The organism is Bacteroides sp. D2 (assembly GCF_025147085.1).
GTDB lineage: Bacteria > Bacteroidota > Bacteroidia > Bacteroidales > Bacteroidaceae > Bacteroides.
Map to the genome: position 1 here is coordinate 650218 of NZ_CP102261.1, position 16636 is coordinate 666853.

The 16636-nt window shown below is 41.1% G+C and carries 7 protein-coding genes; all 7 read right to left on the bottom strand.

What is annotated here, in order from left to right; translation table 11 throughout:
* Positions 1 to 4 precede the first annotated feature (4 nt).
* The 7 genes from NQ505_RS02350 to NQ505_RS02380 are packed head-to-tail and all read right to left on the bottom strand — an operon-like array spanning position 5 to position 15896.
* The gene (locus NQ505_RS02350) at positions 5 to 2797 is read right to left on the bottom strand and encodes a glycoside hydrolase family 98 domain-containing protein (RefSeq protein ID WP_008997985.1); all 2793 of its coding nucleotides are present in this window, start codon (positions 2795 to 2797) and stop codon (positions 5 to 7) included.
* A 52-nt stretch (positions 2798 to 2849) separates the two neighbouring features.
* Positions 2850 to 5081, bottom strand: coding sequence for an endo-1,4-beta-xylanase (locus NQ505_RS02355; protein ID WP_008997986.1), 2232 nt, complete (start codon positions 5079 to 5081; stop codon positions 2850 to 2852).
* A 36-nt stretch (positions 5082 to 5117) separates the two neighbouring features.
* Positions 5118 to 6152: a DUF5627 domain-containing protein gene (locus NQ505_RS02360; RefSeq protein WP_008997987.1), complete on the bottom strand. Its 1035-nt coding sequence runs from the start codon at positions 6150 to 6152 to the stop codon at positions 5118 to 5120.
* A gap of 27 nt (positions 6153 to 6179) precedes the next feature.
* Entirely contained in the window at positions 6180 to 7949 is a 1770-nt protein-coding gene (locus tag NQ505_RS02365; RefSeq protein ID WP_008997988.1) for a RagB/SusD family nutrient uptake outer membrane protein, read from the bottom strand.
* Positions 7950 to 7973: 24 nt separating this feature from the next.
* Positions 7974 to 10817, bottom strand: a complete 2844-nt coding sequence (locus tag NQ505_RS02370; protein WP_008997989.1) for a SusC/RagA family TonB-linked outer membrane protein — start codon at positions 10815 to 10817, stop codon at positions 7974 to 7976.
* A 32-nt stretch (positions 10818 to 10849) separates the two neighbouring features.
* Positions 10850 to 12721: a RagB/SusD family nutrient uptake outer membrane protein gene (locus tag NQ505_RS02375; protein WP_008997990.1), complete on the bottom strand. Its 1872-nt coding sequence runs from the start codon at positions 12719 to 12721 to the stop codon at positions 10850 to 10852.
* Between the two features lie 16 nt (positions 12722 to 12737).
* Complete coding sequence (locus NQ505_RS02380; protein ID WP_008997991.1) at positions 12738 to 15896, bottom strand: SusC/RagA family TonB-linked outer membrane protein; 3159 nt, start codon at positions 15894 to 15896, stop codon at positions 12738 to 12740.
* Positions 15897 to 16636: the final 740 nt, after the last annotated feature.

The following is a 16636-nucleotide window of genomic DNA, read 5'->3' on the forward strand; positions in this document are numbered from 1 at the left end:
ATATCTATTCTATTACAATGTTATCCAAGTAGAGGTCACAAGAGGCACTGCTACCATTAGCTATTAATTCCACTTTATTCTTTCCGGCATTCAAAGATACGCCCGCAGAGGTTGTCTCCCAGTTTCCAACACCTGTCTGAGCAAACTCTAGCGTAGTCACTTTAACACCATTGACATAAAGATCAACAGTATTGACTGTCGCAGCTGCACAGTAACGGATACGAAGTGAATAATTACCTGTATCAGTTACAGAAACTTCATCACGCACTGCAGCATTACCATTGGATCCGAAATTAAGAAAGCCCATGGCAGTATAATCCGGCAAAATTCCTTCTGTATCACTATAAGGTTTTTTCGTGATGATACGGCTAATATTCTTGTATTCAAAGTTCTCTGCCTCATATTGACGGGCACCATGATAAATATTCGGATTAGCAGGGACACTAATAGTAGCCTTCGTATATTGAGTTTCTCTGCCAATAGCATTACCAGCACAATTCACAGTTATATCAACTGCACCATTATGAATAACAGTCATTGTATACACACCATTCGTCCAATCTTCTGATATACTACATGAAGCAGGAGTAGCACGGTCTGTATAAGTCATCTTCGGCTTATTAGTACTGCCATAAATCTTGATTACATCTGTCTGCTTGATTCCTTTCTCATTGTAGTTAGTAAGATAGAAAGTCACTTTGTCAGAGTACTCCTTGATTGCAGACACCGAATATTTGGCAAATGCAAGCTCCATCTTCTCACACGTATTATATTTAAATGGAATAGCAGCATTACGTATTTCTGCATATGCATTGTAAGCTACCCACGCATTTTCATGACGCCCAACATATAAGTTTCCGGTATATTCTTCAGGGAAGTCACGATTGAATATGCTCTGTTTTAGTTTCACATCACCATATGTACCATTATATTGAGAAGCATTGATTTTATACCTAAATGAATTGGCTATATCGTCAACAAGACCATAAACCACAGGAAGAGTAGGGTAACGACCTGTTTTCTTGAAATATAGACGCTGTTCATAATTAGTACCGTCTTCATCAAGTTTATATAGCCCATCATACAATGTTTTAGGGGCAAGATACCCCGGGTCAGAAGCAGTATTGTTAGGTGTAATGTCATTGACAATCACATATTTCGTACGATCTATCACCTCCTGACGGTTCATAATCCGAATTGTCCCATCCAGAATTTTACGATAAATATCCATATTGATATTGTAAAGTTGGGGATAAAATTCCCAATTACGCCTTGTATATCCATCTCCGGCACTCACGGCATTGACCTCTTTACATACCTGTTCAGGTATAGTCTCCGGGCCGTCAAAGATAGTCTGACCAGTGAACATAATATGTTCTATTGCGGGAATGGCACCTGCAGCAACCGGAAATTTCTCATCTCCATTCCAATATATTGCATTCCAACCACATTCATCAAAGCGCATCCCATATTGTCCTGCATATCCGGAAAGCCAAGCTCCCAAACAAGCACTCTCTATGTCGAAGAATCCATAGGTAGAGGTGTATTTTTCACATACTATCAAATTTTCCGGATGCTCCCGGCAGACAGCAGCAAACTCTGCGTCACGCTTAAACATAGCCACAGGTGTAAGTGATGCCCCCCAATGTGGACCACAGAAACTAATGGTCAGATAACCTCCATATTTGGCGTTAAGCTTCATCAAGTTTGTCCAATGTTTCAAACGTTGAGGATATGACACCGAGAATGGGTCGTCAAATCCCCAAAATTGTTCGCAATAGTTAAAACCCAAGAAGTTGGGATAATCACGATAGAACTCTTCATAAAGACTCCCTTCCATTTGACCATATGTTGCAAAATCCGGGAAATGAGAGAAACCGCCACTCGAAGGCTGCACCATAGCCCATACATTATTTTCTGCACAAGTACGAAGCCATGATTTTGCGACTTCATACCCATATTCTACCAGCCCCCATTTTCCGGTATCATCATCGTGAAGAACAGAAAGTGAAATATTGAAGATAACATATGGGCGGATGTCTGCCGGTATCATGTCAATGATACGTTGTGGGTCAGCATGATTCCATGTATCGATATGAAAAATCCATGCCGGTTTGTCCGGAGAGATAGGGCGCCGTAAATCCCCCATTACCGGTTCATCAGGATTGTCCTTATCATCTATCGTGAAAGCAATGGGCAAAGAGCCGTCACTGAACCTAAAAGTCACCGTCTTGCCTTTTATATCCACCTGGTTAAAGATACTCTTCACCGTTCCAGCTTCCGCCCTGCGTTTCAGCGTTTTCACATCATCGTTGCATTTCACTGTCCAATATCCATCTTCATCCATCCCTACCACAGGAATAGAAGATAACTCCGGTGTAACAGCAACTTTGGCATCCTTTATATTCAGCCAATCATCGTCAATAGTCCAATAATATATATCTCCCTCTTTTTTCACACCAAGTTTTGGAGCATAAACCGGGCTTTCACCTTTATCCAAAGGCGTAATTTCAGTATGCACGATAAAACTGTTACCGTCTGAAAGTTCCACATTGTAAGAAGAGGCAGTAAGTGCCACACAGGATCTTACATCCAGCCCTTTTTCCTGCGCTACAACCATTCGTTGCAGCGCTTTTAAGTTGGAATTAATATCATCTATCGTATTCTCCGACTTTGGCGGTTCAGGACCTACCACAATTTGAAGTATTTCCTCATCCTTGCAGCTGTAAAAACAGACTAGCAAGAAAGAAAAAAGAAGAGCCGGAAAAAGTCGCATATTAAAAAGTAAATATTTCATATATATATTTTTTTAACGGAACATGTTTATATTAAACTCATATTATCCAAGGTTATTTCAACCCCTCAACTACTCCTTCATACATTCCATTCCGATTGTAGCCAGAAGTCCATGGACAAACCGTATTTCCACCATTACTTTCACTAATGCCGGATATCGAAATACCATATTGTTTGTCAGCAGGAATTAGTCTCCTGTACTCTTTCATAATGAAAGCCAGATAATCGGCAGCAGCAGCTCGTTCTTCCAAAGTAAGTTTATTAGCTACAATGAAGTTTCTATTAGCATCCTGCACCATCATACTGAGGTCAGAGACGCGCACAGATTTTCCACTTGCCGCAAGTTTCTCAAACAATCCGGTTACAATTTCTTCATTACCTTTCTGGTCTGTGACATTTTGGGAATAAATCGCATGAAGCAAAATGTTATATCCGTCAATTTTGGTCACATTGTCTGCCTCCCACGAATCGACCAATGTGATGAGATCATTGGCGACTTTCCCCATATCATCAAACTGGTTAATAGTTTGGCTAACAAAAAGTTCAAGTTCCACGCCTACATTCTTCACTGTATCCCGTGCAATCTTCACAGCAGTACGTGCATAGTCCATTTCACCCAGATATTCACTCCATTTGAATGTATTTTCATCGGTTGTATTATCAAGTGGCTCGCTAATAATATTCCACAACTTCACGCTGTTTACTTCATTAACGCCAGCATATACCATACCCCCAATCCATTTTTCCATTTCTTTGGTAAATATTTCTTTTTTCTCCTCAGGGGTCTTCTCTATATGCTGCGGCTGGGCTTCCCACATAAACTTCAAGTTGTCAATGTATGCAGTCCAGTTACTTGAACTTGAGCCGATTGAAAACTCCATTTCATTAAGGTCTTTCATGGCATCAGGTATCTCAATCGTTCCTGCCGGAACCTTTTCATTCAAAGCGGTATACGTACCCTCCTTTACAAATGTCACAAGTATCCCACCACGTTTCCATGTATCATTTTCCTGAAAACCATAACCGGCTGCATTCTGATTAAGAGAGATCGTTTGTCCATTTATTATTACGCTCATACCGCCGCCATACATTCCCTTGATAAGACGCATATCCATCATCATGCCGGTATAATCTTTCAGTGTCATGCCTTCTTTCAATTTAACAGTAAACTTTGGAAATGCCCATGCAGCTTGGTTGATGTAAAGTGCATTACCACTCTCTCCGGCCGGGTCCTTTACAACTGTGGCTGTTCCGCTACCGGTCATAGGATACGTAGCATTCAACTCGTCAGCCTCAAAATTGATAGTAGTACTTCCTTTACCTGATACTTCATATTCCATAGAAATATTATCAAGATAATACTGAGCAGTACCAGATTGAGAACCGATAGAAAGGTCAAATTCGGTAAGACTTCTCATGTTTTCTGGTATCACAAATCCTGGGGAAGCAGCATCATTTAACTTAATTACAAGACTGCGTTTCCAGTTATTATTGGTTGCCCCAAGATCAGCTGCACTTTTTCCCAAATCAAACTTAGTCCCATTTATGATTACCTTCATACCTTGCCCATAAATACCATCTTCACCAACATGACGTAAGTCTATATTCAACCTCACATAATCACCCAACATTCTGCCACTGGGCAGCACAACATGGAGCTTGGCGTATGAATCATTAGCCTTAACAGCATCCGTGCCTACGTGAAGTACATGTCCACTTTCACCAGCCGGATCCTCTTCTACGGTAGCCGAGCTATTACCCGTCATAGGGTAAGTTTTACCAATTATATCATCATCAAAATTAAATAACTTAGTTTTACCTGTCTCAGTTTCTACCGGTATATCAATCGGTTCAATGAGCTTATTATAATATGCTGCACGCTGTCCCTGATCTGAACATAGTGAACCACCATAAAGTGCGATGCCTGCTCCAGCTGCAAGGTCAGTCACCGACTGCATACCACCAAAGTCATAAGTACCATCTACTTTCAACGTATTAAGTGGGGTAAATGAGCCATTCACATCGACCGCATTGAAGTTTGCCAACAGAGTGCTATATGCAATGTCTTTCTTTGCAAGCAGACTTGCAGACATATTAGCAGCCAATTTAAAAGAGCTATTGCTATTAACATACGACTTCAAAAGATCGAATGTACTCAAATACTCGCTATTGGCTACCTCTTCCGGTTTTTCCAACGGAAGATGACAAGCGTACTCATCCTTGCACGAAACCACTACAGTGGCTACCAATACAAGAGAGATTATCTTATTATTGATATATTTCATATTCTTTTAGTTTTAACGTTTATATCAGATAATACATCATTTTCGCTCTACCTCAAATGTCCCACCACCATAGACATTACGGGTACGAAGTACCAATGTATCTTTTGTAGCCAGCTGAATACCCGGATTTTTCAGTTCGACATTATATTCCAGATAAATAGCATCACGGTCTTTTCCACCAAGACTATTCTTTTCCCCTTTACTCACGAACTTACCGTTTCCACTGGCTACCACATCCTGTGAACCGGAGGTTATGGAACAAACGCCATCCTCATTGAAGGTCAGACGTAATGTAAAACTATGTGCATCTCCTGTGCCATCTTTCACTTGGAGTGTCAAGAGATCCTCCTTATAAGCGGCAGTATTCACATCTACGTCCTCATCCTTCTCTACAAATTCAGCATGTCGAATGAGCTTTTTAGATTCACCATTGATGGTAACTTGATCCACTCCACGACGCAGATACTGTCCGTGCCAGGGATTGACATATTTTACTGCATACAGTACATAATTCTTTGGCAGTATACTCCAATCATCAGCCTTATTCCATGCAGGAGAGTCTACGGCAGATCTACCTTGAAGAATTGAGTCAGCTCCTTGCACATCGTTCATCCTAATAGGAATCACATAGTACCGATCAATAGATTTTTCGTCAGCAAAGAAAGCATCAGTGAGCTGTACTTCTACCCCACCCGAAATCTCATTTACAGGAATATTGATTTGATTAGAAGCTAGCGTATAGTAAGAAGCCGGCATTGGAGTGACGGGAATATCAGTATCCTTAAAATAGAGTCCATCACATAGTGATTCTTCTACCACATAATCAATAATAACATTCTTACGATTAGTATAACCACCGCCCCATGCAGCCTTAATCAACATCTTATGCTGATTATCAAGAGTATTGTCATAGAAGTTTTCCTCACCAAGTTCAATAGTACGCAGACCATATTGGTTGGCAAAATATACAGTCTGATAATCGAAATCAGGGAACTCATTCTCCCCATTCTCACAAGAGGTAAAAGTGAAGAATAATGAGGCTAGTCCGATATATATTAAATTCTTTTTCATTATCTATGTTATATGTAGGTTCTTTAATTACTTCCAGCCCTTATTCTGAACAAGGTTGCTGAATTTGAGTGTCTCCGAATATGGAATGGGGCAATAGCGCATATAATCCTCATAAGCCCGTTCCTCCACTGTGAATGTAGTATAACTCTGTCCATCAGAAGTCCAATCAATACCACGTACCGCTTCGTTAAGATTCTCATTCCAACGACGAAGATCCCAAAAGCGAAATCCTTCGAAACAAAGTTCCAAACGACGTTCATTGCGAATTAATTTACGCATTTCATTCGGGTCATTTGCACATTTTTCCAGATACGGATCATTATCACCGCCTACACCAGCGCGCTTGCGAATGGCCTTCACAACATCGTAAGCAGAGTAGCTGTTGCCATTAGCATTCTTTGGTCCCCAAGCTTCGTTAGCAGCTTCCGCGTAGTCAAGATACATTTCAGTATAACGGACACGAGGGTTGTAGTGTGCCTTTGCAGAAGTGGATGTAGGGTCACAGTTCACATCCATGCGTAAACGTTTCTTCATGTAATAACCTGTACGGGTTGATTTCTGTTCCACAGTATTGATTCCATCATCTGTAGCCGACTTCGAACTTGTATAGATAGTCTTGTTACTGCTTCCCGCAGTAGAGCCATTATAGATAATATACTTAGCCAAACGAGGATCACGCTTGTCATAAGGTTTACTCTTGTCATACCCACTGTTGGTTACATCATCAATCGGATACCCGTTAGCCATAGGAAATGCGTCTACCAGATTCTGTGAGGGGTTCATATTGCCGGAACCGAACAATGAAGGTGGCAAATGTCTTCCTTCCTGATTCGTATCACCACTACTGATATTTTCTCTCCAAAGTATTTCTTTAGGGTTTATACCATCTTTTACCGCATCTGCAACGGTGGCTTCATAATAAGTAATGCCGTCTGCAGCCAAGCCGTCAATTCCACCATTATAGTCTATAACAGAGGCAGCTGCCATAGCAGCCTCCTCCCAAGTAGAAGTATTTGATGGAGTTTGAAATGCAGGACTGGCAGCAAGGATAGCCGTACGTACACGATAGGCGCGGGCGATTAGCCCGTTGAACAATTGGCGTGCCTTTGCCCCCATTACCGTGTTATACTTACCTATATCTTGTGTGAGGGATTGGAACTCTGCAGGAACCGTCGTTACATCCTCATACTCCCAAGGCAACATTTCTTCCGCTTTCGACAAATCACTGTAAATTTGTTCTACGCAAGCCTGAAAAGAGGCACGAGGAAGATTAAAATTAGATTCTACTGTTTGTGATTCTGTCAAAATAGGTACACCCAGTAGTTCGCCGTTTTCTCCGAATCCGGCATGGGCACGAAGCAGGTAATAAAGGAACATACCGCGAAGCCCATATGCCTCACCTTTGGTACGACGGGCAAAAAGAGCATTTTTCTCTACATCATCCGCCCACTTCACCTGGTCAACATTCTCAAGAAAAAGGTTGAGGTACTGTATCGAGCTGAACGAATTTGTCCATTGATTGAGAGATGTCCATGTAGACGCCGTCCATCCACCAGTAGCTATAGTGAGGAACGCATCGCTTTTCTGATTAACCACAGCATCGTCCGTAGCATACTCACTATTGTCATAATAGCCCGGGATATGACTGTATGTACTCATCAGAAAACCTTGTGCATACTGGGCATCTTCGTACATCTGCTCTACATCTTTGAAGTTCTCGAGCCCCGGTTTGAAGAGGTCATCACAACCACCCAGCATCAGGGCGCCAGCTACAAAAAGTAATATTTTCTTATTCATATTATGTTTTCTTATTAGTTAGATTTAGAAAGCAGCTTTAAAGCCTACATAAAAGTTACGCATCTGGGGATAACCGGTACTCAGCTCCATATATTGGCGTTCTTTCGAAATGGTTAGCAAGTTGCTACCACCACAATACAGACTGAGTCCGCGAACAAACGTTCCGTTGAATGTACTTTCCGGAAAATCATAATTAAATTGTACATTTGCTAATTTAAACATATTTGTTTTGTACATCCAGAACGTAGAATTACGATAGTTGTTATCACCGTTACCAGTCGTCAAACGAGGATAAGTAGCTGTCTCTGCAGTCTTGTAAGTCCAACGATTCCATACGACTTCGGAAAACTTGCTTGTACCCCTGTTCCAGTAATAAGAGTTATTCTTCATACCAATAGCACCAGTTTGTCCGTTACCAAGTGCAAACAATGAGAAGTTTTTATACTTTAGTTTCAGATTGATACCAAATGTGAAAGGCGCTGTCGACCATCCACCTTTACCCAAGTCGATTTGATCTTTACTGTCTATTACACCATCTTCATTGATATCTTTATATTTCAAGTCACCAGGTTTTACGGTTCCAAAAGTTTGCCTCGGATGTTTCGCAATATCTTCCTCACTCTGGAAAAAGCCCTCGCATACATAACCTCTTACCGCATCGAGCGCATGTCCTTCAGCAAGTAAGTAATCATATTCTGTTACTTCGTCGCGCTTGGTCGCTTTGGAAGAGAATACCATTCCATTAAAACCTAGAGTTACATCCAATTGCCCAAACTTCTTATTGGCAGTAACTCCAAAATCAAAACCGGAACGCTTGTCTTCATTATTATTTATCCAAGGTAGGAATGATGAGGTATCATTCAAATTAAAATAAGAAGGAAAAATGGTAGAAGCACCACGTGTCAACAGACCACCAGTTGTCTGCGTGAAATAGTTGGCATTCAACTGCAATAGTTTATTAAACAATGCCGCATCAATCCCCACACGGAACTCTTCTCGAGTAATAAATGTCAGTTCTGGATTTCCGCCACGTATGGAACCTGAAAGAACACCACCGGCTGTTCCATCATGCCATTGATACCAACCGGTTTTTTTTTGTTCCATCAGATAATACCCCTTATACATATAGTAATCAGAGATGTCCAAATCCTGGTGTAACTTAGCATATGACGCCGTCAATTTCAAATCGTCTACAAAAGCTACATTCTTCATAAATTTTTCCTTGCTAAGTCTCCAGCCTAAAGTGACAGATGGTGAAAAAGCATTACGTTTGCCTTCGGGAAGTTTGGCTGAATGAATTAGTGCACCGCTAAAATCGATATAATATTTATGAGCATAATTGTAGGATGTACGCAAACCAAGGTTCACATTGCTAGTCCGATGATAATTACTACCTGCCACACTACTACCGATAGCATTATTGTTCTCATCCGAAGAACTTTGAGTCTGATACCCCCATCCTAGCAATGTAGCAGAAACATTGTGATATTTATTGAATGTGCGCGCATAATCAAACTGTGCACTGAAAGTAAGTGTCTGGTCATAAGTTGATTTACCTACATATTCATTAGTACCCTTCTTATCTTCCCCGAACTTAGTCAGGCCGACAATCATATCTCTGCCATTTACATTTGCCCAAGTAGGTTGGTATACGGCATAATTCTCTGCAAAAGCTTCAGAATAATAAGAAGTGTAGTCTACGCTATAGGCAGTCTTGAATGACAACCCCTTGAGTAAGTTACCAAGATCAGCCATCAAGACAACATCGAACATAAACATACGTGATTTCTCTTTCGTATATCCTGCAGCCAACAATTCCGAAAATGGGTTAGTTGTATCAGCAGAAGTACCACCAAGCAAATATTGACCATCAATCAAATGATTGCTATTTGTAATATACTCGTCAATAGTGGCAACAGTGCGATCCATCATATCTATAGGAAGTAATGGTGCGAACCAGTTCGGACGAAGCGTTGAGGCAGCTCCCCAAAAGTCACCTCTACCGGCATAACTATTATTGAATATCACAGCAGCATTAGTACTAGCTTTCAACCAGGAGGCAAGCGACATATCCACATTGCCACGTACATTGAAACTCATATCATATGCCTTCTTTGCTTCACCATATTTCAGCAGACTATTGTTATAATTCATACCGAAATCCAAATAATAATGAGTTTTCTCATTTCCACCGTACACTTCACCTACGACACCCGAAGTAACATTACATTTCCGCAAATAGTCCGAACTATAAAAATCTGTATCCGGATAACGATATGGATTGGTACCCAATGTTGTCTGGTAAATTGTAGAAGCATCATATTTCTCTGCTATTCCATCATTGCGGCACGCTTCATTATAAAGAGTCATATAGCAGTCCGAGTCCAGGTATCTGGGATAAGAGACGGGAACATTGGCAGCCACTGTACCACGAATATCTATACTCATTGGTGCATTTTTACCACGTTTGGTAGTAATAAGAATAACCCCTTTAGAAGCACGGCTACCATAGAGCGCTACAGCAGCAGCGTCTTTCAGCACCGACACACTCTCTACCTCTGTAGCTCTGATGTTGCTAGCACTACGTGGCACACCGTCAACTAGTACCAAGGCACCCTGTCCCCAAATGTTACCATTGTAGCCGCCCACCATTCCGTTAAGGCCCATCAGGCTATTACCATTGTATAATATCTTCGACAGTTCCGACGTGTTGACGGTAGAGACGGCATGAGTCAAGTCTTCCTTCGCAACTTTGCCGAAAGCCACATTCACAAGACTGTCCTGCGCCTCTTGCGCCACAATGCTTCTAACATTCAGAAATGCCATTGCCAAAGCAGTACAGCCGATATATATAAACTTTCTATTCATTTTTTACGTAGTTATTAGTTAATACGTCAAGATTACCATCCCGGATTCTGGCCGAAACCTTCATAGAGATAAACATCATTCTTGGGTAACGGCAACCAATAGTGCCGGTCTGTGAACTTTCTTTCCACAAGTACCTCTTCACGGAGATTTTTAATCATATTCTCTTCGGGCTTATCGTAATTATAATCATCAGCAGATACCCCCCTATCGAACTCAATCTTGGTTTTCTTATTATAAGGAGCTTGTCCAATGAGCATCCAGCGACGGAGATCCATAAAACGAAAACCTTCGAATGCTAATTCCACCGCACGTTCACGACGCACTTCACCAAGGAAATCTGTAGTATTGCCGGTAAACCGATCGAGCACATCTTCCACGCCGGCACGCCTGCGAATCTCGTTAATAGCGTCCACAGCTGTCTTTTGAAACGTAGAAGCCTTGCTTTGAGGAGTTCCATAGCCTACAGCAGTCGCCTCCGAATACATCAGATAAACATCGGCAAGACGCATCAGACTTAATACCATGATATTATTTTCTTTATAACCATCAACGGTATTCATCAATTGCGGACAAAGTTTACAATTCATATAACCTGTGAAACAGCCTTTCTTCTCATCTTTCTCTTCACTTTCACGTCCGTTGGTAAAAAGCTCACTGGAACCACCAGCACCACCCGTACTTTGCCACTTCACACCATCAAACATAATGGTCTTATAAAATCGCGGATCGCGATTTTTCCATGGATAAGCAGGATCATAACCTGATTCAGGATCCGCCTGAGTCATATTTTTTATCGGATAACCATTCTGCATTCCGAAATAGTTGACATAATTTGCAGTAGGATAGCATTTGATACCGGTAGATTCAATGCTTGTCGGACGGAAGTCATTAATCATGTTCCAACGCCAACGTCCATCATAGTCTACAAGATTCTCACGAAAGATAGCCTCTTTTAAACCATTGAGTTTACCATTGGAATTATGCACAAGAAAAATCTCATTATAGCTTGCCATAGGAGCCAATTCATATCTGCCAGTCTCTTCTACTATCTTCAAAGCATCTCCAAATGCATCGGCAGCACGCTTACAAAGTCCAGCATTATACTCTTTTGTACCTCCGGAAGCCCAGCTCATCAATGGACTGCCTGCCCAAAGTAGCGTCTTGCCCTTATATGCCAAAGCCATAATCTTATTAATACGACCATTGTTATTGCCCAATGTAACCTTACCAACAGTCGTTTGATCCCAATCTACCGGAAGCAGAGGTATAGCATGGTCAAAATCTGCCACACACTTCTCGGCACACACTTGCCAAGTGAGCCGAGGTAATGCAGGAGTCACATCTGATGGAATAACCTCATCAATATAAGGCATTCCACCCCACCATTCCATCAACATGAAATGAAACCATGCACGAAAGAAGTAGAGCTGCCCCTCAAGCAATTGGCGTTCTTCTTCAGTAACATTTACCAACTTATCCAGATTGGCAATACCTATATTAGCTTTACGTATACCATACCAACAGTCCTGCCACAGATTTCCATGTGAATTTCTGGCAAGGCCACCAGAACTACGTGTCGTTGGATAAGAATAATAGCAAGTAGTCCATCCCCAAAAATCACCATAATCAATGTTGCGTGCAAAAAGCCGGATTTCTTGCGGTTCCCAATATTCCTCTTCACCATAGTTGAAACAAGTGTGGTAGTCATTATTCGATACGATTGGCACACGTTTGTAAAGTTCCTCTATGAATCCTTGGAAATTCTTAAAATTCTTGTATGGGTCATTCTCTGCAATATCGCTATTGGGTGATTTATCCAAATAATCGGTACAAGAGGTGGTAGTCAGCACGCCAATCAAGGCAATCGCCGATGCCAGGAATATTTTATTGATATATTTATTCATAATCTTAACTTCCATATTATAAAGTTATGTCAATTCCTAAATTGAAACGACGCATTGTGGGGTAAGCACCGTCAGACGAAGAATACCCGGTATTAGACTCACGATCATCAGGCATATCTGTCCACATATAAAGGTTATCTCCATTCAAATAGATACGGCAAGTCTTGAGGCCGATTTTCTTCAGCCACTTAGCATTATTAAATGTATAAGACAATTCCACATTCTTCAAACGCAGGTAAGAGGCATCATAGAGATAGCGAGTCCCTGCTGCCGCAGGATCAACAGTCGTTCCCCAACGTGGAGTCGGTAATACGGCCGTACCGTTGGGAGTCCAATACTCACCCTCAACGTAAGCCACATGGGCAGTACTACGGAAAGTTGGGAAATTCACTTCACGAGTGACATTGTTCACACCATAGAATTGAGCAAAAATGCTGAAACCCTTCCATTCTGCTCCGATAGAAGCGTTATAAGTATTCTGTGGCATCTTAGCATACTGATAAGGAGCACGGTCATTGGCGTCAATGATACCATCCCCATTGAAGTCCACAATATTATAATCTCCGGGAAGTTTCATATCGTTGCCTGTTGTCCATGCAGAACTACCTATAACATCATCCCATGTAGCAAGATTACCATGATCAATGTAGGCATATGTCTGATCAATAGTATGTCCTGCGCCTCTCTGATAAGTCGGCTTCAAAGGCGCGTCATCACGAAATTTCACTTTATTGACCGCATGAGTCATACTTGTATTCAACCAAGTACGAATACCATTATTAAAAGTGTGGTTCAATCGCAGTTCAAGTTCATAACCATGGCTGTTTACCTTACCCAAATTAGCATCGGGAGCCGATTGTCCAAAATAAGAGGCGATAGCACGTTCACTACCCTTCACTAGAATGTCCGTACGAGTATCATTGAAAATATCTACCGAACCAGCTATAAGACCATTAAATAGAGCATAGTCAATACCGAAGTTTCTTTTTTCTACAGTTTCCCATGAAATATCCGGATTACCAAGTTTACTTATACTATAATACGTATAAGGAGTGTTGGCAGGATTGATGTCCCCCATCAGAGTATTACCGCCATAACTTAACTGATCTTTATACAAGAAACGATTCTCCATACCAAACCTCTGCCAAGGTAATACCAATGAATCATCACCTACACGTCCCCATGAAGCACGGAACTTCAGCATATCCAGAAACTTGAGATTGTTCTTCATAAACTTCTCTTCACTGAGCATCCATCCGAGAGAGAAAGAAGGGAACAGGTCGAAACGATACTCGGGACCAAACTTTTCGGAACCATTGTAGGCACCGTTCATTTCGAAGAAGTAACGCAACGCATAGTTATATGTGAGACGAAACACCCAATCTTCACGATAAATGGGGAAAACAGGACCTTGAGCCTCTTTCAGACGGCTGAAAAGTCCCAACGCCGTAACCTCATGTTTACCAAAAGTACGGGCATAATCAAGCTGCATCGAATAATAAAGTTTGCGGTAAGTAGCATTGACATCCACACTACCTGCCTGGCTTGCCCAATAAATTTTATTGACAGGATAATCAAGTCCTGTACCTGTATCCGGATCCTGTTGGTATTTAACTAAGCCTGTATCCGGATCCACCCACATACGTTGTGCGTCGTGATACATATCGTTTACACCACGTTTGGCTTCTTTAAACGTATAGTCCATAGAAAAGTTTGCCTTGAATCTTAACCCTTTGGTAATCATCTTCAAGTCCTGATCAAAAATAAAGTCGGTTGTAATTTTAGTTGTGGTACGTTTTTCTATACCAGAAGTTGCCAAGCTATATGCGGAGTTGGGTACATCGGCATTACGTGGAGCATAGTAGCCCCACATTCCATTGGAATAAATGGGACGCATGGCATCAGGAGCAGATTTATAGGCGGAAGCCCAATAAGATGCATCCTGATCTCCATAATCCCATGGTACCGTTCGTTCTGCATTAGACCCAAACAAGTTAGTCGAGAATTTAGTAGTCGGTGTAAGCTGGAAGTCGAGGTTGCTACGTACATTTATTCGGTTATAACCAAATCCCGAATTATATCCACGATGATTATCGAATGTCTTGAACAAGTCACCTTCACTCACAAAATCCGCTGCGGCAAAGTAACTGACCACTTTCGTACCACCCGCCACATTGACACTGGCATTATAAGACATCGTACTTTTTTTGAAGAGGACGTCTTCCCAATCCGTATTCGGATAGCGATCCCATTCTTCCTGATTGGCAGGATGACGATACTTGTCGATAATAGCCACGGGATTATAGTTAGCCCATCCGGATGGATTCAAACAAGCTTCACGTTCTATAGAGTTATTCATCAGATAGAAAGTATCATAGGCATCATATTTTTCCGGAAGTTTGGATGCTACCTTCGCCGTGATATTAGCCTTTATCTGCACGCTAGCTTTACCTTCCTTACCACGCTTGGTAGTAATAAGAATAACACCATTAGCCCCCTTCACACCATACACTGCTGTAGCGGAAGCATCCTTCAACACGGAAATACTCTCTACAGAAGAGATATCAACAGAACCCATCTCACGCTCAATGCCATCTACCAACACCAAAGGTTCGCTATTGTTCCATGAGCTTTGTGTACGAATAATAATTTGGGGATCTTCCTCACCAGGCATACCGGTCGAAGCAGAGGTTATGACACCCGGCAAAGAGCCTGTCAATGCAGCACCCAAACTACTTACACCACCTGCACGTTCCAGTGTCTTACCACTGGTTTGAGTGATAGCACCTACCACACTTACCTTCTTTTGTTGTCCATAACCTACAACGATCACTTCTTCCAATTGTACATTACTATCAACCAAAGTTACCTTAATCGTTTTCTTTCCTGCAACTTTGATTTCCTGCGGAGTCATACCAATAAATGATACTACGAGCACCGCCTTGTCATCAGGAACTTTCAACTTAAAGTTTCCATCCAAATCTGTAATTGTTCCTACCGTCTTATTGCCTTTTAAGGCAACACTTGCCCCGATAATCGACTCGCCATTTGAATCGACCACCGTTCCGCTTACCACAAATCCATGCTGCGCATAAGCCGATATGCAGCTAAAAATCAGAAGTAAAACCAGGCTGGGAATTTTTTGAATTTGTAATTTTACATTTTTCATTACCATTAGTCTAAGATATTAATAATATGATAATCTCTTTTTTAAATCTACGAGAAAAGGCATCTCTTCAACTGTCGTCAAATTTGTTTTTCATAAATCGTTCATTTAAGGTTGATACTCATTTTAATCTTTATTATTAGCTCCACACAAAGGCCTTCGTCGGAACTGCACAAAAGTAACACGATAATATCAAAGCAAACTTATCTATTGTTTCATTCATATCCCAGCATGTAACCGAGTGTTACATTTATCATATGTACATGTTTCATTGCCCTTAAGCAGGCTTCCTTATAGCACAAAACCAACAAAAAAAATGAAAACTCCAACAGCCTTCACCTTTTCGCAACAGAGCGCTATTCTTCGGCATTAGTGGGTGAAGGACAATTCCTTCACCCATTTCTTCATCAGCATTGTACCATATAATGCTCCTCATTTATTTATAGAAAACTTCATGTTTACTACTAGCAAACATCCTTTTTATAGTATATAAAGTTATATTTCATCGGATAAAATCTATAAATGCAAATTGCAATTATATAAATAAAGCTTTCGTTTTTATAAATGAAGGCTTTGATTATAAAAACGAAAGTTGCATTTATAGTTTGGAAATAATAAAAAACAAGTTTGGTTCCTATAGAAAAGAAGTTGTTCCATAAGGATTCGGAAGTTATCTATTAATACTTCCGAATTCACACTATATAGGTACACGCTACATTGTAATATGCCCTGACATATATCGAATTAGG